Source organism: Actinophytocola xinjiangensis, from assembly GCF_001921215.1.
In the GTDB taxonomy this organism is placed as follows: domain Bacteria; phylum Actinomycetota; class Actinomycetes; order Mycobacteriales; family Pseudonocardiaceae; genus Actinophytocola; species Actinophytocola xinjiangensis.
Window position 1 is genome coordinate 1 of the sequence record NZ_MSIF01000034.1, and the last position, 20,121, is coordinate 20,121.

The following is a 20,121-nucleotide window of genomic DNA, read 5'->3' on the forward strand; positions in this document are numbered from 1 at the left end:
GCGGCGAAGAAGGAAGCACTGGAAGCGGCGGGGGTGAAGGTCGGCAAGACCCCGTCCGAGACCGCCGAACTCGCCCGTCAGCTTGTTGCCAAAGGCTGAGTCCAGCCACGGTGGGGCCGGGTGCTCGTGTAGCGTCCGGCCCCAACAGTGGTCCGATTGGGCCGGCATTCGGGGGAACCATCCCGGGCCGGACTTCGTCGGAGGTCGAGGAGGGCTGGCTGTGCCGCCGGCTCGACCTTTCCGCACCAATCGCGTCAAGTGAGCTGAGGAGAGCAACGCGATGACGTTCCCAGGCGGCCAACCGGGTGGAGCCTACCCCGGTCAAGGCCCGCAGCAGCCGCTTCAAGGGCCGGGCGGCTACGGCCCCCCGGTGGGGAGCGGCCTCAAGCTCGGCTTGCCGGAGATCGCGCACCTCGTCGTCGCCGGTCTCGGTGTGCTGATCCTGTTCCTGTCCTTCGCCAGCGTCTCCGACGGTTCCGGTATCTCCCTCTACGAGGCTGGATTCGGCTGGGTCCCGGCGTTGCTGCTGATCGGTGGCCTGCTCAGCGCCAAGGTCATCCTGCCGGGCGAGGACAAGAAGCCCGGCATGATTCCGCCGGTCATCATCGTCGCCGGCGTGTGGACCTACCTGTTCACCGTGTTCACCTCCAACGGTGACCTCGGTGCCGGCGGCATCATGGTGATGATCTTCGGGATCATCCAGATGCTCGCCGCCGTCGCCGGCCTGCTGTTCGACCTCGGTGTCATCAAGCCGCCGGCGCCCAACCCGTACGGCCAGCAGCCGGGCGGCATGTACCCGCCGTCGGGTGCCTTCCAGCAGCAGGCGCCCCAGCAGCCGCAGCAGCCCCAGTACGGTCAGCCGCCGGCGCAGCCGGGCCAGCAGACCACGTTCGCGCCGCAGCAGGGCCAGTTCGGCCAGCAGCAGCAGCCGGGCACCCCGCCCGGGGGCTACCCACAGCAGTAGGAATTCACCCGATGGGGGTGGCACCGGACACCGGTGCCACCCCCATTGACGTGCGGTGACTCCTCACGTCACCTGATGCGGTGACCCGGCGGCGTGGCACGGCGGACCGGTCGGGGACGGATGTGACAGTGGCCGTATGGCCCCTCCCCAGCCAGCCCCGACGTCCCAGCTGACCAGGGCCAAGGCGTTCGTCCTGGCCGCCGCCGTCCCGCCGGTCGCCGGGTACGCGGTCGTCGCCGCGGTGCTGGCGTTGGTCACCGGCATCGCGCCGCACGCGACGTTCTCCGTCTCGGGCGTGCTCGCCGCGGCGCTGCCGGCCTGGCTGGCCGCCCACCAGGTCCCGGTCACCATCGCCGGGGCCGAGTTCGGCGCGCTGCCGCTGCTGGCGACGCTGCTGGTGATGCTGCTCGCCGGCCGCTGCGCCGCGCGCGCGCTCACCCGGCTCGACTCGTGCTCGCCGGTCGACGCCGGGGTGCTGGTCGGCTCGATCGCCGCCGCGCACGGCGTGTGCGGGCTGGTCGCCGCGCTGGCCCAGACCGGTCCGGTGGTCACCGTCGACCCGCTCGCGGCGCTGTACTACCCGGCGCTGATCGCCGCCGTGGCCGCGACCGTCGGGGTACTGCGGCGCGGCGGACTCGCCGGTGACCTGGCCGAACGCGTCGACGACGTCGCCAGGCACGGGCTGGTCGCCGGGGCCTTCTCTGTGGGGTCGCTGCTGGCCGCCGGTGCGGCCGTGCTGACCTTCGGTTTCGCCACCTCGGCCTCGACCATGCGGGAGCTGTTCGCCGGGTTCGCGCCGGGGGTCGGCGCCGGGCTCGGGATGTTGTTGCTGTGCCTGGGCTACCTGCCCAACGCGGTGGTCGCCGGGACGGCGTTCGTCGCCGGCCCTGGGTTCGCGATCGGCGACCTGGACGTGTCGCCGATGGTGTTCACCGACGGCGGCCGGGTGCCGGGGCTGCCGCTGCTGGCGGCGCTGCCGGAGCAGCAGGCCGGCTGGTGGCCGGTGCTGTGCCTGGTGCCGGTGGGCGTCGGGATCCTGGTCGGCCGGCGGCTACGGGGGGTCGCCGAGCGGCCGCTGACCCGGCTGCGCGCGGTGGCGGTGGCCGTGGGGGTGCTGGCGGTGGTGACCGTGGTGGCGGCGGGCAGCGCCGGCGGCCGGCTCGGCGGCGGTGCCTTCGACCCGCTGACCCTGCACGCGCCGGCCGTCTCGCTGATCCTGGTCGTCGCGGTCGGTGCGCCGGCGGCGGCCGTGGCGTGGTTCGGCGTGCCGGCCCCCGGCGAGCCGGAGGAGACCACCGAGGCCTGGGACTACTGGTCCGACACCTGGTACGACGACGGCCACGACGACGGCCCCGCCGCCGAACCCGACGACCAGACCGACGCCGAGCCGGACGACCGGGCCGGGACCGGGCCCGACGACAGGACCGACGACAAGGCCGACGACAGGGCCGGCGACAGGGCCGACGACAGGACCGGCGACAGGGCCGGCGACAGGGCCGGCGAGACCGAGAGCGCGGGCCCGGAGCCGGAGGAGGACACCGAAGAGACCGAGCGGACCGAGCCCACCGAGCCGGCCGAGGCCGGCGGCCGGTGAGGCTGTCGCGCTCGTTAAGCTGCGGGTATGCGCGTTTCGGGAGCTTCCACTGAGTGAGTCGGTCTCGGTGCGGCCCGGCGTTCCCGCGCGGGTCGTCGTACTGGTCTCCGGATCGGGAACCCTGTTGCAGGCCCTGCTCGACGCGAGCGCCGCGCCGGACTTCCCGGTCCGCGTGGTCGCCGTCGGCGCCGACCGCGCGGGGATCGAGGGACTGGCCAGGGCCGAGCGGGCCGGGGTGCCCAGCTTCGTGGTCCGGCTCAGGGACCACGGCGACCGGACGGCCTGGGACGCCGCGCTGGCCGAGGCGGTGGCCGAGCACCGGCCGGACCTGGTGGTCTCCGCCGGGTTCATGAAGATCCTCGGGCCGGCGGTGCTGGCGCGGTTCGCCGGGCGGGTGGTCAACACCCATCCCGCGCTGCTGCCGGCGTTCCCGGGGGCGCACGCGGTCGCCGACGCGCTCGCGCACGGCGTCGCGGTCACCGGGTGCACGGTGCACCTGGTCGACGCGGGGGTGGACACCGGGCCGATCGTGGCCCAGCAGGCGGTGGCGGTGGCGCCGGCGGACGACGTCGACGCGCTGCACGAACGGATCAAGGTCGTGGAACGTCGGCTGCTGGTCGACGTGGTCGCGCGACTGGCCCGGGAGGGCTACACGATGCACGGACGAAAGGTGAGCGTCGGAGTGACTGACCAGCGGCGCCCGGTTCGCCGGGCCCTCATCGGGGTGTCGGACAAGGCCGGGCTGCTCGAGCTCGCGACGGGACTGCACGCCAACGGCGTGGAGATCGTGTCGACCGGCGGGACCGCCCGCACGATCGCCGACGCCGGGGTACCGGTGACGCCGGTCGAGCAGGTCACCGGGTTCCCCGAGTCGCTGGACGGGCGGGTCAAGACGCTGCACCCGAGGGTGCACGCCGGCCTGCTGGCCGACCTGCGCAAGCCGGCGCACGTCGAGCAGCTGGCGGGGCTGGGGATCGAGCCGTTCGACCTGCTGGTGGTGAACCTGTACCCGTTCGAGCGGACCGTGGCCTCCGGCGCGGCGCCCGAGGAGTGTGTCGAGCAGATCGACATCGGTGGGCCGGCGATGGTGCGCGCGGCGGCCAAGAACCACGCCTCGGTGGCCGTGGTGGTGGACCCGACGCGGTACGACTGGCTGCTGGAGCAGGTCCGCGACGGCGGTTTCACGCTGGCCGACCGGCGCCGGCTGGCCGTGGAGGCCTACCGGCACACGGCTTCCTACGACATCGCGGTCGCCACCTGGATGGGTGAGACGCTGGCGCCCGAGGAGGACGGCGGGTTCCCGTCGTGGGTCGGGGCGAGCTGGCAGCGGCGGAACACGTTGCGCTACGGCGAGAACCCGCACCAGCGGGCCGCGCTCTACGTGGCCGGTGATGTCGCCGGTGGTGACCAGGGGCTGGCGACGGCGGAACAGTTGCACGGCAAGGAGATGTCGTACAACAACTACACCGACGCGGACGCCGCGGTGCGCGCGGCCTACGACCACGAGCAGCCGTGTGTGGCGATCATCAAGCACGCCAACCCGTGCGGCATCGCCGTGTCCGGTGTGGACGGTTCGATCGCGGACGCGCACCGCCGGGCGCACGCGTGCGACCCGTTGAGTGCCTTCGGCGGGGTGATCGCGGCCAACCGCGAGGTCACCGTGGACATGGCCGAGCAGGTCGCCGAGGTGTTCACCGAGGTCATCGTCGCCCCGTCCTACGCCGACGGTGCGGTGGAGGTGTTGTCCCGCAAGAAGAACGTGCGCATCCTGGTGGCCGCCCCGCCCCGGCGCGGCGGTGCGGAGCGGCGCGCGGTGTCGGGTGGGCTGCTGGTGCAGTCGATGGACCTGATCGACGCCGCCGGCGACGACCCGGCCTCCTGGACGCTGGCGACCGGCAAGCCGGTCGACGAGGACGTGTTGGCCGACCTGGCGTTCGCCTGGCGGACCTGCCGGGCGGTCAAGTCCAACGCGATCGTGCTCGCGGCCGGCGGGGCGACGGTCGGCGTGGGCATGGGCCAGGTGAACCGGGTGGACGCGGCGCGGCTGGCGGTCGAGCGGGCGGGTGACCGGGCGGCGGGTTCGGTGGCCGCGTCGGACGCGTTCTTCCCGTTCCCGGACGGCCCCCAGTTGCTGTTCGACGCCGGGGTGCTGGCGATCGTGCAGCCGGGTGGTTCGGTGCGTGACGCGGAGGTCGTGGCCGCCGCCGAGGCGGCCGGAGCGTCGCTCTACCTGACCGGAACCCGCCACTTCGCGCACTGACGTTCTTGCGCACTTCCTGACAAAACAGGTGTGCGGAACTATCACCAGCGGCCAAGAATTCGGGGGTTCACCCCGGGTTCTTGCCACCGAGAATGGCCCGAACTAACCTACTCCCCGGTAATAAACGCCGACGTTTAATACGAGGATGCGGGCTTTTGCCGGCCGCCTCGAACAACGCCTGCGTTGTCCCCGGCGGAGGTGTGGATGGGCGTCGAGGTGGCCGTCGAGGGGCTGGGAAAGTCCTTCGGGCGCCAGCGAATCTGGCAGGACGTCACGCTGACGCTGCCGGTCGGAGAGATCAGCGTGCTGCTCGGGCCGTCCGGCACCGGGAAGTCCGTGTTCCTGAAATGTCTGGTTGGGTTGCTGAAACCCAACTCGGGGTCGATCACCATCAACGGCACCGATCTCGTCCGCTGTTCGGAGCACAAACTCTACGACATTCGGAAGCTGTTCGGCGTCCTTTTCCAGGACGGTGCGCTGTTCGGCTCCATGAACCTGTACGACAACGTCGCGTTCCCGCTGCGTGAGCACACCCGCAAGTCCGAGACCGAGATCCGGCGCATCGTCACCGAGAAGATGGACATGGTCGGCCTGGCCGGCGAGGGGACCAAGCTCCCCGGCGAGATCTCCGGCGGCATGCGCAAACGCGCCGGCCTGGCCCGCGCGCTGGTCCTCGACCCGGGCATCATCCTGGTCGACGAGCCCGACTCGGGCCTGGACCCGGTGCGCACCGCCTACATCTCCCAGCTGCTGGTCGACCTGAACGCGCAGATCGACGCGACGATCCTGATCGTCACGCACAACATCAACGTCGCCAGGACCGTCCCGGACAACATCGGCATGCTGTTCCGCCGCGAGCTGGTCATGTTCGGGCCCCGCGAGGTGCTGCTGACCAGCGAGGAACCGGCCGTCAAGCAGTTCATCAACGGCAGCCGGATCGGCCCCATCGGGATGAGCGAGGAGAAGGACGAGGCCACCATGGCCGCCGAGCTCGCCGCCGGCTTCGACCTGGGCGCCGACGAGATCACCGGCGTCCCGCCCCAGCTCGAACCCACCCCCGGCCTGCCGGAACGCCAGGCGGTGCGCCGCCGCAAGGACCGGGTGATGCGGATCCTGCACACCCTGCCGCCGGCGGCCAGGACCACCATCCTGTCCAGCCTCGACCCGACGGACCGGTTCGGGCGATGAGCCAGCCACCGAACCAGCCACCGACCAGGGTCCTTCCGCCACCGGCCAGGAAGCCCTTCCCCGGGATGGCGGCGCTGCGCGAGACCGGCCGGCTCTACGCGCTGGCGCTGGAGGTCGTGCGCTGCACGTTCAAGCGCCCGTTCCAGTTCCGGGAGTTCATCGGCCAGTTCTGGTTCATCGCGAGCGTCTCGCTGCTGCCGGCCGCGCTGGTCGCGATCCCGTTCGGCGCGGTCATCGCGCTGCACCTCGGCTCGCTGACCACCCAGATCGGCGCCCAGTCGTTCACCGGCGCGGCCAGCGTCCTGGCGATCATCCAGCAGGCCAGCCCGGTGGTGACCGCGCTGCTGATCGCCGGTGCCGGCGGCTCGGCGATGTGCGCGGACCTCGGCTCGCGGACCATCCGCGAGGAGATCGACGCGATGGAGGTGCTGGGGGTCAACCCGGTGCAGCGCCTGGTCGTCCCCCGGGTGCTGGCCGCGATGGGCGTCGCCGCCTTCCTCAACGGCCTGGTGTCGGTGGTCGGCGTGCTCGGCGGCTACTTCTTCAACGTGATCATGCAGGGCGGCACGCCCGGCGCGTACCTGGCGAGCTTCTCCGCGCTCGCCCAGCTGCCGGACCTGTGGATCAGCGAGATCAAGGCGGTCATCTTCGGCTTCGTCGCCGGCGTGGTCGCCGCCTACCGGGGCCTGAACCCCGGCCGCGGCCCCAAGGGCGTCGGGGACGCGGTCAACCAGTCGGTGGTGATCACCTTCCTGCTGCTGTTCCTGCTCAACCTGATCCTCACCACCCTGTACCTGCAGGTCGTGCCGCCGAAGGGGGCATGACGTGGCGATCATCGAAAGACCGGACAAGACCCGCCCGCGCGTGCAGCAGCGGGTGATCGAGTCGGTCGACCGGCGGTTCACCTTCCTGGACGTCCTGGGCGACCAGATCTTCTTCTTCGTCAAGGCCCTGCTGTGGATCCCGCGCGCGATCCGCCGCTACGGCCGGGAGATCACCCGGCTGCTGGCCGAGGTCAGCTTCGGCTCCGGGGCGTTGGCGGTCATCGGCGGCACCATCGGCGTGATGGTCGGGATGACCGCGTTCACCGGCTCGGTCGTGGGCATCCAGGGGTACTCGGCGCTCAACCAGGTCGGCACGTCGGCGCTGGCGGGCTTCATCTCCGCGTACTTCAACACCCGCGAGATCGCGCCGCTGGTCGCCGGGATCGCGCTGTCGGCCACGGTCGGCTGCGGGTTCACCGCGCAGCTGGGCGCGATGCGGATCTCCGAGGAGATCGACGCGCTCGAGGTGATGGGCGTGCCCAGCGTGCCCTACCTGGTGACCACCCGGATCATCGCCGGCTTCCTGGCGATCATCCCGCTGTACGCGATCGGCCTGCTCACCTCCTACATCGCCTCCCGGCAGGTCACCGTCTGGTTCTTCGGACAGTCGGCCGGGACCTACGACCACTACTTCCACCTGTTCCTGCCGCCGATCGACGTCCTGTACTCCTTCGGCAAGGTGCTGGTGTTCAGCGTGGTCGTGGTGCTCACCCACTGCTACTACGGCTATCGCGCCACCGGCGGCCCGGCCGGGGTCGGGGTGGCGGTCGGCCGGTCGGTGCGCACCTCGCTGGTCGCGATCAACGTCATTGACCTGTTCCTCAGCCTGGCGATCTGGGGAGCCACGACGACGGTGCAGGTGGCCGGATGATCGGATCCAAACTGCTGCGGCGCTCGGCCGGCGTGGCCTTCATCATCGTGATGGTCCTGCTGGCGACCTTCGCCGTGCAGATCTACCAGGAGAAGTACACCGAAGTGGTGCTGGTGACGCTGCGCACCGACCGGGTCGGCAACCAGCTCAACGACTCCTCGGAGGTCAAGGCGCGGGGCGTGGTGGTCGGCAACGTGCGGTCGATCGAGCGCTCCACCGAGGGCGCCGCGTCGATCACGCTGGCGCTGGAGCCGGACAAGGTCCACCGGATCCCCCGGGACGTCACCGCGCTGCTGATCCCCAAGACCCTGTTCGGTGAGCGTTACGTGCAGCTGTCGCTGCCCGAGGGCACCGGGTTCGAGCCGATCGCGCAGGGCGACGTCATCCGCCAGGACCGCTCGGCGAACGCGATCGAGCTGGAGCGGGTGTTCGACGACCTGTTGCCGGTGCTCAAGGCCGTGCAGCCGCAGAAGCTGTCGGTGACCCTCTCGGCCATCTCCACCGCCCTGGACGGCCGGGGTGAGCGGCTGGGCGAGGCGATGGTCACCACGGCCGCCTACCTGGAGGAGTTCAACCCCAACCTGCCGACGCTGACCGACGACCTGCGGGACCTGGCGACGGTCAGCGAGCTGTACGGGGACATCGCGCCGGACCTGCTGGACGCGCTGACCGAGTCGACGACCACGCTGAACACCGTCGCCGACAAGCGCGTCGAGCTGACCGACCTGTACGCGCAGGTCACCTCCTCGGCCCAGGACGTCACCATCTTCCTGCGCAACAACAAGGAGAACCTCATCCAACTGGCCGCCGCCAGCCGCGCGCCGCTGGAGGTCGCGGCCCGCTACTCGCCGAGCTTCCCGTGCACCCTCAAGGCGATGACCGACCTCAAGCCGTCGATGGACCGGGTGCTGGGCAAGGGCACGAACAAGCCGGGTCTGCACATCAACGCCTCCATCACCCATGACCGGGGCGCCTACTTACCCGGTCGGGACGCGCCGGTCTACGACCAGTCCACCGGTCCGCGCTGTTATCCGAGCGGGGTGTCGCCGACCGCCGGCGTGGTCGCGGCTCCCACCGGCGGCAGCGGCCACCCGCTGCTGTCCGGCTCCGGCGGTGACCTGGGGTTGGCGAACTCGCCGCAGGAGCGGGAGCTGATCGCGACGCTGCTCGGGGACCAGACGCCGGCCTGGGGCAGTGTGCTGGTCGGCCCGCTCTACCGGGGCACGGAGGTGACGCTGCGGTGAGGAAGCTGGCCGCGCCGCTGATCAAGGCGCTGATCTTCGTGGTGGTCACCGGCCTGGCGACGGCCGTGCTCGCGGTGTCCATCAGCAACACCGGTCTGGGCAACACGATGTCCTACGCCGCCCGGTTCACCGACGTCACCTCGCTCAACCCCGGTGACGACGTGCGGATCTCCGGGGTGCGCGTCGGCCAGGTCGACGAGCTGTCCATCGTGGACGGTCACCTGGCCAGGGTGACGTTCTCGGTCGACCGTTCGATGCGGCTGCCGACCGACGTGCGGGCGACCATCAAGTACCGCAACATGGTCGGCCAGCGTTACATCGCGCTGGAGCGCGGCGGGTCGGCGAACTCCGAGCGGCTGGCCGAGGGCGCGGAGATCCCGCTGGAGCGCACCACCCCGGCGCTGGACCTGACCGACCTGTTCAACGGGTTCAAGCCACTGTTCCAGGCGCTCTCGCCCGAGGAGGTCAACTCGCTGTCCGGCGAGATCGTCCAGGTGCTGCAGGGCGAGGGCGGCACGGTCGAGAGCCTGCTCGCGCACACCGGTTCGCTGACCAAGACGCTGGCCAACCGGGACGAGGTCATCGGCCGGGTCATCGAGAACCTGAACTCGGTGCTGCGCACCATCAACGGCCAGGGCGACGCACTGTCCACACTGGTCTCCACGTTGCAGCGGCTGGTCAGCGGGCTGGCCGGGGACCGGGCGGCGATCGGCGAGGCCATCGAGGGCATCGGCGACCTGACGGTGGCCACCGCCGGGCTGCTGGACCAGTCGCGGGAACCGCTCAAGGACAGCATCTCCGGGCTGGGCCGGCTCTCGTCGAACCTGGCCGCCGGGCAGGACGAGCTGGCCAGCCTGCTGACCCTGATGCCGGTGAAGTTCCGGGCGATCGGCACCACCGCGACCTACGGCTCGTGGTTCAACTTCTACCTGTGCGAGGCGGTCCTCACGTCGGATCCGCCGGAGACGGTCGTCATCGACTCCCCGAGGTGCAAGCGATGAAGTCCTTCCGGGAACGCAACCCGGTGACCATCGGTGTGATCGGGTCGCTGGCGCTGGTCGCGGCCACCCTCGGCGTGTTCTTCTACCAGGACCTGCCGGTGATCGGCGGTGGCACCAAGTACACCGCCGAGTTCAGCGAGGCCGCCGGCCTGCGCCCGGACGACGAGGTGCGGGTGGCCGGCATCAAGGTCGGCGAGGTCACCGACGTGGAGCTGGTGGTCGACAAGGTCGAGGTCACCTTCCGGGTCCAGGACGCCTGGGTCGGCGACGCGACGACCGCCGAGATCAAGCTGAAGACGTTGCTGGGCCGCAAGTTCCTGGCCCTGCACCCCAGCGGGCGGACCGCGCTGGACCCGGACGTGGCGATCCCGCTGGACCGCACGGTCACCCCCTACGACGTGACCGAGGCGTTCGAGGGCCTGGCCAACACCGCCGGCGCCATCGACACCGACCAGCTCGCCGAGAGCTTCCGCACGATCTCCGACACCTTCGCCGACTCGCCCCAGCACGTGCGCAGCGCGCTGGACGGGCTGACCGCGCTGTCCAGGACGATCTCCTCGCGTGACGCGCAGCTGGCCGAGCTGCTGGACAACACCCGCCAGGTCACCGAGACGCTGGCCGGCTCCAACGACGAGTTCGACCGGCTCATCGAGGACGGCAACCTGCTGCTGACCGAGCTCGCGAACCGCCGCGACGCCATCCACGACCTGCTGGTCGGCACCACCGACCTGGCCCAGCAGCTGTCCGGGCTGGTCGCCGACAACCAGCGTCAGCTCAAGCCGGCGCTGGCCAAGCTGGACGTGGTCACCGGCGTGCTGACCCGCTACGCCGACGAGCTCGACGCCAGCCTCAAGGCGGCCGGACCGTACTTCCGGCTGGTGAACAACCCGGTCGGCAGCGGCCGGTGGATCGACAGCTACGTGTGTGGGCTGGTGGAGCAGAACCGCAGCCCCTGTATTCCGAGGCGTCCTTCAGGAGGTGGCCGATGAGACGGGTGGTCGCGATCGTCGCGGTGCTCGGCGTGGTCACCGCCGGCGCCCTGTGGTGGATCTTCTCCCGTGGCGACGCCCTGCGGGTGACCGCGTACTTCGACCGCGCGGTCGGCGTGTACTCGGGCTCGGACGTGCAGGTGCTGGGCGTGCGGGTGGGCGCGGTGGAGTCGGTGACCCCGCGCGGCCAGCAGGTCGAGGTGGTGTTCAGCGTCGATCGGGACGTGGCGATCGCGCACGACACGGCGGCGGTCGTGGTGGCGCCGAGTGTGGTCTCCGACCGCTACGTGCAGCTCACCGACCTGGCCAGGTCCGGGCCGCTGCTGGCCGACGGCGCGGTCATCCCGAGGACGCGGACGGCGACCCCGGTCGAGCTGGACGAGCTGTACGCGAGCCTGGACACGCTGGTCTCGGCGCTGGGCCCGGACGGCGCGAACTCCGACGGGGCGCTCTCGGAGCTGTTGGACACCGGTGCGGAGAACCTGCGCGGCAACGGCGCGGCGTTCAACGAGAGCGTGCGCAACTTCGCCCAGGCGGCGCGCACGTTGTCGGGGTCGGCCGACGACCTGTTCGCCACGGTCGACGAGCTGCAGAAGTTCACCACGATGCTGGCCGGCAACGACCGGCAGATTCTGAGCGTCAACACCCAGCTCGACCAGGTGTGGCGCACGCTGTCGGCCGACCGGGAGGAGCTGTCGACCGCGCTGAACACGTTGGGGACCGCGCTGGCCGACATCCAGGCGTTCATCCGGGACAACCGGGCGGCCATCAAGTCCAATGTGGACAAGCTGGCGCGGACGACCCAGCAGCTGGTGGACAACCGGGCCTCGATCGCCGAGGCACTGGACACGATCCCGCTGGCGGTGACCAACTTCTACGGCGCCTACGACCCGGCCTCGGAGAGCCTGCAGGGCCGCACCGTGATGCTGGACTACTTCCCGGTACCCCTGGTGGGAGGTGGCCGATGATCCGCCGAGCCGCCGTCGCCCTGGCCGCCGCGATCACCCTCTCGGGCTGCTCGGCGGTGGGCACCGACGGCATCTACGACCTGCCGCTGCCCGGCGGCGCCGACCTGGGCGACCACCCCTACCGGGTGACCGTGCAGTTCGCCGACGTGCTCGACCTGGTGCCGCAGGCCGCGGTGAAGGTCAACGACGTGGTCGTCGGCCGGGTCGAGTCGATCGCCCTGGGCGGCGAGGACGGCTGGACCGCCGAGGTCGTGCTGGCCGTCAACGGCGACGTGGCGCTGCCGGCGGACGCGGTGGCGAGCCTGCGCCAGTCGAGCCTGCTGGGCGAGAAGTTCGTCGAGCTGGCCGAGCCCTACCGTGAACAGTCCGAACTGGACACCGGGGGCAGGCTGGCCGACGGGGCGATGATCACCGCCGACCGCACCAACCGGCACACCGAGGTCGAGGAGGTCTTCGGCGCGCTGTCGATGCTGCTCAACGGTGGCGGCATCGGGCAGCTGCAGACGATCAACCGTGAGCTGTCGGACGTGATGACCGGCAACGAGACCGAGATCAAGGCCTTCCTGGCCAATGTGGACGAACTGGTGACCGAGCTGGACGGTCACCGGGGCGACATCACCGCCGCGCTGGACGGGCTCAACCACCTGACCACCACGCTCGCCGCCCGCGACGAGCAGATCAAGGGCGCGTTGACCGATCTGACACCGGGGCTGCGGGCGCTCACCGAGCAGCGCGCCGCGCTGGTCACCATGCTCCAGTCGCTGGACTCGCTGTCCGACGTGGCGGTGGACACCATCGACCGGGCCCGTGAGGACATGGTCGCCGACCTGACCGCGATCGCCCCGGTGCTCGACCGGCTCGCCGACGCCGGCCAGGACCTGCCCCGGGCGCTGGAGATCCTGCCGACCTTCCCGTACACCGACGAGGTGCTGGAGGGCCTGAAGGGCGACTACCTCAACATCTTCGTCACGCTGCCCCCGTCCGACGACTACGAGACGCCGCTGCCGCCGCTGCTGCCGCTGCCGCCGGCCGGGACCACGTCGACGGGAGGCCGCTGATGCTCACCAGGGTGGTTCGGCTGCAGGTCGTGGCGTTCGTGGTGATCGCGCTGGCCGCGGTCGCGTTCGTCGGCGCGAACTACGCCGGCCTGGACCGGCTGTTCTCCGGCGGCGGGTACACGGTGCGCCTCCAGCTGGACGAGGGCGGCGGCGTGTTCACCAACAGCGAGGTGACCTACCGGGGGGTGGCCGTCGGCCGGGTCGGTGAGCTGCGGCTGACCGACGACGGCATGGAGGCCGACCTGCACATCAACGACGACGCGGAACCGATCCCGGTGGACTCCCGGGCGGTGGTGGCCAACCGGTCGGCGATCGGCGAGCAGTACGTCGACCTGCGGCCACGCACCGACGACGGCCCGTTCCTCGACGGCGACTCGGTGATCCCGAAGTCGGCGACCGCCGTGCCGCCGCCGGTGACCGACCTGCTGTCGAACATGTCGGAGTTCTCCGCGTCGGTGCCGACGGACTCGCTGCGCACGGTCGTCGACGAGCTGTACACGGCGATGCGCGACACCGGCCCGCACCTGCAGGTGCTGCTGGACTCGTCGATCGACTTCGCCGAGACGGCCGCCGACCACCTGCCGCAGACGGTGACGCTGATCGACGACGGTGCCACGGTGCTGCGTACCCAGCTGGACTCCTCGACCCAGTGGCGGTCGTTCTCCCGCAACGCCAAGCTGTTCGCCACGGAGCTGGCCAACGCCGACGGTGACCTGCGTGAGCTGATCGGCGCGGCGCCGCAGGCCGCGACCCAGCTCTCCGAGCTGTTGTCGGACAACAACCCCGGCCTGTCGGTGCTGGCGGCGAACCTGCTGACCACCGCGGAGATCTTCGACGCGCGGGTGGCCGGCATGGAGCAGCTGTTCGTGATGACGCCCAAGGCGGTGGCGGCGACCTCGACGGCGATCAACCCGGAGACCGACAGCATGTCGCTGATCCTGCGCTTCTTCGAGCCGGACCCGTGTGTCGCCGGCTACGAGGCCACGGTGTACCGCCAGGGCGAGGACGTGCGGCCCCGGCCGATGAACACGAACGCCCGCTGCACGCTGGGCCCCGGCGACGACTCGGTGGTGCGCGGCTCGCAGCACGCCCCGAAGGGTGGCGTGCCGGACCCGGCGGTGCCCGGCGGCGGCGCGCGGCTGCCCGGCCCGTTGGGGGCGCCGGACCTGACCGTGTCGGCCAACCTGGAGGAACTGCTGTGGCTGACGACGAAGTGACCCCGGCGCGGCGCCGCTGGCCGCTGGTCGCGGCCGTCGCGGTGCTGGTGGCGGCACTGGGTTTCGCCGGCTGGGCGGGCTACGGCTGGTGGCGGGCGAGCCAGGACGGCTCGGTGTCCTACGCCAAGACCCGTGACGAGGTCCTGGAGACCGGCCGGTCCCACGTGCGGCTGCTCACCACCCTGGACGCGTCCGATGTGGACGGTGGGATCAGGGACTGGCTGACGGTGACCACCGGCGGGCTGCGCGACGAGCTGTCGGCCACCGACGAGGAGACCAGGAAGACGCTGCGCGACGGGGGCACGGTCGCCACCGGCCGGATCCTCGACGCGGCGGTGAGCGAACTGGACACCCGGACCGGCACGGCGACGATGCTGGTGTCGGTGGAGATCGAGACCAGCAAGGACGGCCAGCCGGTGAACGCCAAGCGCAACCGTTTCGTGGCCGGTCTGGAGCGCACGGAGGACGGGTGGCTGCTCTCCGCCCTCGACCAGGTGCCGCTGGGTACCAGCTGAAGGAGTGGTCCCCATGTCAACCAGCACCACCGAGCCGGACGCCGACACCGACACCGAGCCGGACGCCGACACGGACGCCGACACGGACACCGACGTGGCCGACCCGGCGCCACCCCGACGCTCCCGCCTGGTCGTCGCCCTCCTCGTGGTGGCCGCCGTCCTGGTGGGGGCGGGTGTCTGGTTCCTCACCGAGTCCAGCCAACTGCGCGACACGACGACGTCCAATTCGGCGCTCGTCGACACCGCGCGGACGGCGGAGGTCAGCGCCGCCGTCACCACCGCCCTGAACCGAATTCTGTCCTATTCCTACGACCGGACCGAGGACACCGAAGCGGCGGCCGACGCGGTTCTGCGCGGAGAAGCCAGACAAGCGTACGACAAGCTGTTCGAGGAGGTCGTGGCAAAAGCCCCGGAACAGAAACTCGTCCTCACCAGCCGGGTGGTCACCTCGGCCGTCCAGGAACTGTCCGAGAACGAGGCAACGGTGTTGGTCTTCGTCGACCAGTCGGCCACCCGGGCCGACGCCGGCACCTCGAACGCGTCCGCCGCACAACTGTCGATCAAGGTCAGACGGGATGGCGACACCTGGGTGATCACCGGGTTGGAGCCGCGATGAGCATGCTGTCCGATCGTGACAAACCAGGTGGTACAAATTGTCACCGAGGTAATAAACATCGCGCATTGTCGCTGGTCCAGAGGATTTTTTCGCTTCGCTTGTTGTGGAATCTGTTACCGGTAGGTAACGTGCTTATCGAGGGTGCACGCGGTCGACATTCCGAAAAAGATTCCGGAATTGTCCAGCCCTCATCGCGGTCCTGTACGAACCTTCGTAGGGGAAAGGAAAGATCGCACATGCGAAAGCGTTTTCTTGGAGTGGCGACAGTGGTCGCCGCAGTCACGTCGGTCGTCCTCGGGGTCTCGCCAGCCTCGGCCTCGGCCGGCTGGACCGTGACGCCAGGAGGTGCCGCGACCGGCACCGCCGGCGAGACGGTGCTGACGGTGCGGCCGGTCTCCGGCGGCGACGACATGATCATGACGTGTGCCTCGTCGGTCGCGCAGATCAACGCGTTCTCCTCGACCGACAACCACGTCGCCGACATCACCGACATCGCGTTCAACCAGTGCCTGCTCGGCGGGCTGATCTCCTTCGAGGTGGACGCGCACACTCCGTGGCCGCTGCACGCGATGAGCTACAGCGCCCCGGTGGTCAGCGGTGAGATCCAGGGCATCAGCGCCACGATCATCGGTGCCGGATGTCTGGCGGAGGTCGCCGGAACGGTGAACGGCTCGTACCACAACACCAACGACACGCTGACGGTGGCCAACGACTTCACGTTGACGGTCACGAACGTCGACCCGGTCGACAACTGCCTCGGTCTGATCAACACCGGTGACGCGGCCGCGTTCACCGGCGTCTACGCGGTCGATCCCGGCCAGGACATCGTCCCTGCCTGATCGTCCACACACGACGCGGTGCCCGCTCGATCGCTGTCCTGGTCGAGCGGGCCACCGCGGATTCACCACCTGACGGCTCGGGAGAAGAGGGAGGGACGCACATGCGGAGACGTTTTCTGGGGATGGTGACCGTTGTCGCCGCGCTCGTCTCGATGGTGATGGGCACCGCGCCGGCCGCCGCCACCGCCGGGTGGACCGTCACGCCAGGGGGGTCCGCCACCGCCAGTTCCGGTGAGGCCATCCTGACCTTCCGGTCCGGCGCCGGGGGCGACGACCTCGCCATGCCCTGTGCCTCGACGACCATCGAACTGAACTTCTTCTCGTCGTCGGACAGTCATATCGCCGACATCACCGGTATCGGGTTCAACCAGTGTGTGGCGTCCGGACTGCTTACTTTCGAGTTCGATGCCCACACGCCCTGGGCGATGCATGCCCTGAGCTACAGCCCTCCAATGGTCTACGGAGAAGTTCGTGATGTCGCGTTCACCATCATCGGCCCGGGCTGTCTCGCGACGGTTCAGGGCACGCTGAATTTCACCTACAACAATGTCACCGGCGAGCTGATCTTCCTTCCCGATTTCACGCTGTCGGTCACGAATGTCGACCCGATCGACAACTGTCTCGGTCTGATCAACACCGGGGACTCGATGTCCATCGAGGCAGCCTTTTCCGTGTCACCCGTTCAGCACATTGTTCCGGCCTGACCCCGAGAGATTCTGAGAGCGGTGGAGTTGACGATGAGTGGTCGGCGGTGGTGGGCGATACCGGGGATGGCCGGGGTCGCCGTGCTGGCGGCCGGGCTGGTCGGCCCGCTGCCCATGGCCGCCGCGCAGGACGAGACCGTGCGGGTCGACGCCCGCCTGACCTACCTGTGCCCGTTCGTCTCCGGGGAGCAGCCGGTGGAGGTGCGCCTGGCCGCCGACCTCCCGGCCGGCGCGACGGCCGGAGAGCCCGTGCGCCCGGCGGGCCTGGCCATCTCCCTCACCGTCCCCCAGGCCGGCGTCGCCGAACTCACCGCCCTGGGGGCCGCCTCGGTCACCGCACTCGCGCGGGTTGGCGTGGCGATCACCCACGGTGGGTCCACGGCCGAGACGAACTGGTCGGGAACGAAGACCTCCCGGGTCGTCCTGCCGACCGAGGGTGACCTCACCCTCCCGCTGGAGCCCTCGCGCGTGACGCCGGCCGTTCTCGGCCAGCCGGGGGCGATGACCTTCGCCGCCGCCGACACCTCCCTGGAACTGACCGGCTACCAGTCCGACGGCGCGGTCACCGACCCGCCGAGCCTGGCGCTGTCCTGCGCGCTGGCCCCCGACCAGGACGCGACCCTCGCGACCGTCCAGGTGTCGGCCGCCGACACGCCGGTCCCCGTGGAGCCACCGCCCGGCGCGGTTCGCGTCGACAAACCCAAGGGCAGCGCCGCCGCCCCGGAGGTCTCACCCACGGCGGTCGAGATCCCCGAGGACTGCGAACAGATCGAGTCGCCGAACATTCCGTGGCCGCCGCCGCCGGAGACACCGACGAACCCACCGAAGTACTGCGCCTACATCACCGCGTTCACGAACCTGGCCAAGCTGGACGCCTCGGTGCTGCAGCCGCCCAGCCTGGTCAACATCGGCCCCACGGCGCCCGGGTCCAACAAGGACAGCCCGCGCCCGGCGCCCAACCCGCCACGCCCCGGCCTGAAGTGCGTTCCGGAGGACCTCCAGTCCAACATCCTGTGTCAGAAGGCGAACATCCTCCCCAACCTGGGCGGACGGCCCGTACTGACACCGGCGGAGAACCAGTGGGTGCTGCCGTTCGGCTTCGTGCCGACGAAGGCCACGATGCAGCTCACCCAGCTGGGCGTGTCCCAGGCCGACATCCGCCTGCATCTCGCCCAGAACCCGGTGCACGCCAAGGCGGTGGTCACCGCCCGGTACACCGTTCGGGTCTACGACGCGGCCATCAACGGCGTTCCCTTCGACCTGGGGCCCCACTGCCGTACCGCCGAGCCGCTGGAGATCGTCGTCGACGCGATCGCCGGCTTCGGGGCCGGCAAGTACCTGCTCGACCAGGGTGGCGTGCTGAACGGCGAGGTGGTGATTCCGCCGTTCACCGGCTGTGGCGTGACCGAGGACGTCTCCCCGTTGCTCACCGGCCTCATCTCCGGTCCGGGCAACCTGGTGAGACTCACCCAGGGAAAGGTGTGCACCATCACCGGAACCAATGTCGGATGCAATCCCATTGATATTCCGGAACCGGTGCGCTGACACGAGTACGTCGGGGAATGCCGTACCCACACTAAGTCAGGAGAGGTGTCGATGACCGCTGTACCTCGAACTCGAAACCGGCTGGGTAGAGGGCTTCTCGTCTCCGCGATGAGCCTCGTACTCGGTGCGGGAGTGGCCCTGACAGCGCCCGCCACGGCAAGCGCCGAGACCCTTCCCGGGGAATGGGCCCCGTTCGGCGACTGTCCGGTGGACGCACCGGCGATGCTCGCCGCCGACGGCAGCACGGTGGTCGCCACCTGCATGTCGGGCGCGATTCCGAACGGCACGATCACCCTCGGCACGGGAACCATGCCGGTCGGCGCCGTGAACTTCTCCTTCGGCGTGCTCAACCAGAGCGGCGTGTACTCGGCCGTGGCGCCGGCCAACGGCGGCCTGACCGGTGACTCGGTCACGGTGCCCGGCGGCATGCTCGGGCTGATGTGTCCCAGTGACATCCCGGTCATCTCCGACATCTGCGACGCGGTCGTCGACAGCAACCTGAACACCGTGACCGCGACGATGGAGGCGGCCGGCCCGCCGAGGGACTTCGACTTCTCGGCGGCGGCCACCGTCGGCCGGCCGATCATGACGATGCCGGTGAAGATCCGGTTGAAGAACCCGTTCCTGCGGTCCAGCTGCTACATCGGCTCCAACAGCAACCCGATCCTGCTGAAGGTGGCCAACACGGTGCAGCCCCGCCCGGCGTTCAGCAGGTTCAACGCGGACGGCACGCCGAACGCGACGGGTGAGATGAACATGCTCACCCTCAGCGGCGGCATCCTCAACGACAGCACGTTCGCGGTCCCCGCCGCGAAGGGCTGTGACTTCGTCGGCCTGATCGACATGGTGCTCAACGCGCGTCAGGGCCTGCCGGCCTCGTCCGGGACCAACAGCCTCACCCTGAACAACGCCACGTTCAAGCTCGCCGGGTTCCAGAATCCGCGGGCGCACGTGCCCAACCAGGGCCGGGTGCTCTCCGAGCGCTGGCACGCGGCGGCCGGCTGACCCCGTCCTCTGATTCGGGCACCGACCCGCACCGAGGCGTCTTCGGTGCGGGTCGGTCGCTCGATGGAAGGAGTGAGATGCGCGAGCTGTTCCTGCGGGTCATGACCGTCGTCGTGCTCGCCTCGGTCGTGCTCGGTACCGGATCCGCTGCCGCGGCCGGCGCGGGCTGGACGGTGTCTCCCGGCGGCTCCACCAGTGGCGACGCGTCGCAGGTCATCCTGACCATACGGCCGGCCGACGGCAGTGCCGATCCGGTCTTCGACTGTGTTCCGTCCCAGGTGGACATCGCCATGTTCAGCTCCCCGGACAGCCATGTCGGTGACGTCACCGACGTCGTCCTGAGCGACTGTCTGTTGGCCGGGTTGTACAACCTCGAGATCACCGTGGGCACACCCCTGTCGTTCCACGCGTTGGACTACGCCAGCCCGGTCGTGTCCGGCGAGCTGCGCGACTTCTTCGCCTCTGTGGTGTTCCCCGGCTGCTGGGCCGTGGTGGAGGGGTTCGTGCCGGTCACCTACGACAACAGCACTCACGAGTTGCGCCTGATCCCCGAGTTCACGCTGGAGTTCACCCACGTGGACCCGGTGGACAACTGTCTGGGGATCTTCAACGAGGGCGACAAGATGGCTCTCGAAGCCGTCTACGACCTCGCGCCCGGCCAGGCGATCGTGCCTGCCTGAGGGGCGAGGACACCGGGCACCGACCCGCACCGAGGCGTC

Annotated in this window: 19 protein-coding genes and 2 pseudogenes; all 21 read left to right on the forward strand. The window is 70.1% G+C overall.

Going from position 1 to position 20,121, the window contains the following annotated elements:
- Nucleotides 1-99 (forward strand): annotated as a pseudogene (locus tag BLA60_RS43990) (succinate--CoA ligase subunit alpha); the annotation flags it as partial.
- 271 nt (nucleotides 100-370) lie between these two features.
- Nucleotides 371-964, forward strand: a complete 594-nt coding sequence (locus BLA60_RS37875; protein WP_245812439.1) for a DUF5336 domain-containing protein — start codon at nucleotides 371-373, stop codon at nucleotides 962-964.
- Between the two features lie 136 nt (nucleotides 965-1,100).
- The gene (locus BLA60_RS44690) at nucleotides 1,101-2,558 is read left to right on the forward strand and encodes a cell division protein PerM (RefSeq protein ID WP_075137913.1); all 1,458 of its coding nucleotides are present in this window, start codon (nucleotides 1,101-1,103) and stop codon (nucleotides 2,556-2,558) included.
- Between the two features lie 67 nt (nucleotides 2,559-2,625).
- Nucleotides 2,626-3,231 (forward strand): annotated as a pseudogene (purN, locus tag BLA60_RS45130) (phosphoribosylglycinamide formyltransferase); the annotation flags it as partial.
- Nucleotides 3,214-4,818, forward strand: coding sequence for a bifunctional phosphoribosylaminoimidazolecarboxamide formyltransferase/IMP cyclohydrolase (gene purH / locus BLA60_RS37885; protein ID WP_211288991.1), 1,605 nt, complete (start codon nucleotides 3,214-3,216; stop codon nucleotides 4,816-4,818). The pseudogene purN and the gene purH, both read left to right, overlap by 18 nt.
- Before the next feature lie 204 nt (nucleotides 4,819-5,022).
- Nucleotides 5,023-6,006 carry an ABC transporter ATP-binding protein gene (locus BLA60_RS37890; RefSeq protein ID WP_084735977.1) on the forward strand — a complete coding sequence of 328 codons (984 nt, stop codon included), beginning with the start codon at nucleotides 5,023-5,025 and terminating at the stop codon, nucleotides 6,004-6,006.
- Nucleotides 6,003-6,830, forward strand: a complete 828-nt coding sequence (locus BLA60_RS37895; RefSeq protein WP_075137914.1) for an MlaE family ABC transporter permease — start codon at nucleotides 6,003-6,005, stop codon at nucleotides 6,828-6,830. Before BLA60_RS37890 ends, BLA60_RS37895 begins: the two co-directional genes overlap by 4 nt.
- 10 nt (nucleotides 6,831-6,840) lie before the next feature.
- Nucleotides 6,841-7,701, forward strand: coding sequence for an MlaE family ABC transporter permease (locus BLA60_RS37900; protein ID WP_075137970.1), 861 nt, complete (start codon nucleotides 6,841-6,843; stop codon nucleotides 7,699-7,701).
- Nucleotides 7,698-8,945, forward strand: a complete 1,248-nt coding sequence (locus BLA60_RS37905; RefSeq protein ID WP_075137915.1) for an MCE family protein — start codon at nucleotides 7,698-7,700, stop codon at nucleotides 8,943-8,945. Before BLA60_RS37900 ends, BLA60_RS37905 begins: the two co-directional genes overlap by 4 nt.
- Entirely contained in the window at nucleotides 8,942-9,946 is a 1,005-nt protein-coding gene (locus BLA60_RS37910) for an MCE family protein (protein ID WP_075137916.1), read from the forward strand. Before BLA60_RS37905 ends, BLA60_RS37910 begins: the two co-directional genes overlap by 4 nt.
- On the forward strand, nucleotides 9,943-10,935 hold the full coding sequence (locus BLA60_RS37915) for an MCE family protein (protein WP_075137917.1): 993 nt from the start codon (nucleotides 9,943-9,945) through the stop codon (nucleotides 10,933-10,935). Before BLA60_RS37910 ends, BLA60_RS37915 begins: the two co-directional genes overlap by 4 nt.
- A complete protein-coding gene (locus tag BLA60_RS37920; protein ID WP_075137918.1) occupies nucleotides 10,932-11,903 on the forward strand; it encodes an MCE family protein in 972 nt (323 codons plus the stop codon). Before BLA60_RS37915 ends, BLA60_RS37920 begins: the two co-directional genes overlap by 4 nt.
- Nucleotides 11,900-12,961, forward strand: a complete 1,062-nt coding sequence (locus BLA60_RS37925) for an MCE family protein (RefSeq protein WP_075137919.1) — start codon at nucleotides 11,900-11,902, stop codon at nucleotides 12,959-12,961. The genes BLA60_RS37920 and BLA60_RS37925 overlap by 4 nt, the downstream gene beginning before the upstream one ends.
- Complete coding sequence (locus tag BLA60_RS37930) at nucleotides 12,961-14,178, forward strand: MlaD family protein (RefSeq protein ID WP_075137920.1); 1,218 nt, start codon at nucleotides 12,961-12,963, stop codon at nucleotides 14,176-14,178. The genes BLA60_RS37925 and BLA60_RS37930 overlap by 1 nt, the downstream gene beginning before the upstream one ends.
- A complete protein-coding gene (locus tag BLA60_RS37935; protein ID WP_245812441.1) occupies nucleotides 14,160-14,693 on the forward strand; it encodes a hypothetical protein in 534 nt (177 codons plus the stop codon). The genes BLA60_RS37930 and BLA60_RS37935 overlap by 19 nt, the downstream gene beginning before the upstream one ends.
- Nucleotides 14,694-14,706: 13 nt before the next feature.
- The gene (locus BLA60_RS37940) at nucleotides 14,707-15,309 is read left to right on the forward strand and encodes a hypothetical protein (RefSeq protein ID WP_075137922.1); all 603 of its coding nucleotides are present in this window, start codon (nucleotides 14,707-14,709) and stop codon (nucleotides 15,307-15,309) included.
- A 266-nt stretch (nucleotides 15,310-15,575) separates the two neighbouring features.
- Entirely contained in the window at nucleotides 15,576-16,148 is a 573-nt protein-coding gene (locus BLA60_RS37945; RefSeq protein WP_154814879.1) for a hypothetical protein, read from the forward strand.
- A gap of 101 nt (nucleotides 16,149-16,249) precedes the next feature.
- Nucleotides 16,250-16,852 (forward strand): hypothetical protein, encoded by a 603-nt coding sequence (locus tag BLA60_RS37950; RefSeq protein ID WP_154814880.1) that lies wholly within the window; start codon nucleotides 16,250-16,252, stop codon nucleotides 16,850-16,852.
- Nucleotides 16,853-16,885: 33 nt separating this feature from the next.
- On the forward strand, nucleotides 16,886-18,397 hold the full coding sequence (locus BLA60_RS37955) for a DUF6801 domain-containing protein (RefSeq protein ID WP_154814881.1): 1,512 nt from the start codon (nucleotides 16,886-16,888) through the stop codon (nucleotides 18,395-18,397).
- 108 nt (nucleotides 18,398-18,505) lie between these two features.
- Nucleotides 18,506-19,402: a hypothetical protein gene (locus BLA60_RS37960; protein ID WP_075137926.1), complete on the forward strand. Its 897-nt coding sequence runs from the start codon at nucleotides 18,506-18,508 to the stop codon at nucleotides 19,400-19,402.
- Between the two features lie 77 nt (nucleotides 19,403-19,479).
- Nucleotides 19,480-20,082 carry a hypothetical protein gene (locus BLA60_RS37965; protein ID WP_075137927.1) on the forward strand — a complete coding sequence of 201 codons (603 nt, stop codon included), beginning with the start codon at nucleotides 19,480-19,482 and terminating at the stop codon, nucleotides 20,080-20,082.
- Nucleotides 20,083-20,121: the final 39 nt, after the last annotated feature.

Bases quoted from the DNA above. Each gene is read 5' to 3' on its own strand.
- BLA60_RS37920 (WP_075137918.1), top strand. From the start codon at position 10,932: ATGAGACGGGTGGTCGCGATCGTCGCGGTGCTCGGCGTGGTCACCGCC.
- BLA60_RS37965 (WP_075137927.1), top strand. From the start codon at position 19,480: ATGCGCGAGCTGTTCCTGCGGGTCATGACCGTCGTCGTGCTCGCCTCG.
- BLA60_RS37890 (WP_084735977.1), top strand. From the start codon at position 5,023: ATGGGCGTCGAGGTGGCCGTCGAGGGGCTGGGAAAGTCCTTCGGGCGC.
- BLA60_RS37930 (WP_075137920.1), top strand. From the start codon at position 12,961: ATGCTCACCAGGGTGGTTCGGCTGCAGGTCGTGGCGTTCGTGGTGATC.
- BLA60_RS37915 (WP_075137917.1), top strand. From the start codon at position 9,943: ATGAAGTCCTTCCGGGAACGCAACCCGGTGACCATCGGTGTGATCGGG.
- BLA60_RS37905 (WP_075137915.1), top strand. From the start codon at position 7,698: ATGATCGGATCCAAACTGCTGCGGCGCTCGGCCGGCGTGGCCTTCATC.
- BLA60_RS37940 (WP_075137922.1), top strand. From the start codon at position 14,707: ATGTCAACCAGCACCACCGAGCCGGACGCCGACACCGACACCGAGCCG.
- BLA60_RS37950 (WP_154814880.1), top strand. From the start codon at position 16,250: ATGCGGAGACGTTTTCTGGGGATGGTGACCGTTGTCGCCGCGCTCGTC.
- BLA60_RS37925 (WP_075137919.1), top strand. From the start codon at position 11,900: ATGATCCGCCGAGCCGCCGTCGCCCTGGCCGCCGCGATCACCCTCTCG.
- BLA60_RS37960 (WP_075137926.1), top strand. From the start codon at position 18,506: ATGAGCCTCGTACTCGGTGCGGGAGTGGCCCTGACAGCGCCCGCCACG.
- BLA60_RS37895 (WP_075137914.1), top strand. From the start codon at position 6,003: ATGAGCCAGCCACCGAACCAGCCACCGACCAGGGTCCTTCCGCCACCG.
- BLA60_RS37955 (WP_154814881.1), top strand. From the start codon at position 16,886: ATGAGTGGTCGGCGGTGGTGGGCGATACCGGGGATGGCCGGGGTCGCC.
- purH (WP_211288991.1), top strand. From the start codon at position 3,214: ATGCACGGACGAAAGGTGAGCGTCGGAGTGACTGACCAGCGGCGCCCG.
- BLA60_RS44690 (WP_075137913.1), top strand. From the start codon at position 1,101: ATGGCCCCTCCCCAGCCAGCCCCGACGTCCCAGCTGACCAGGGCCAAG.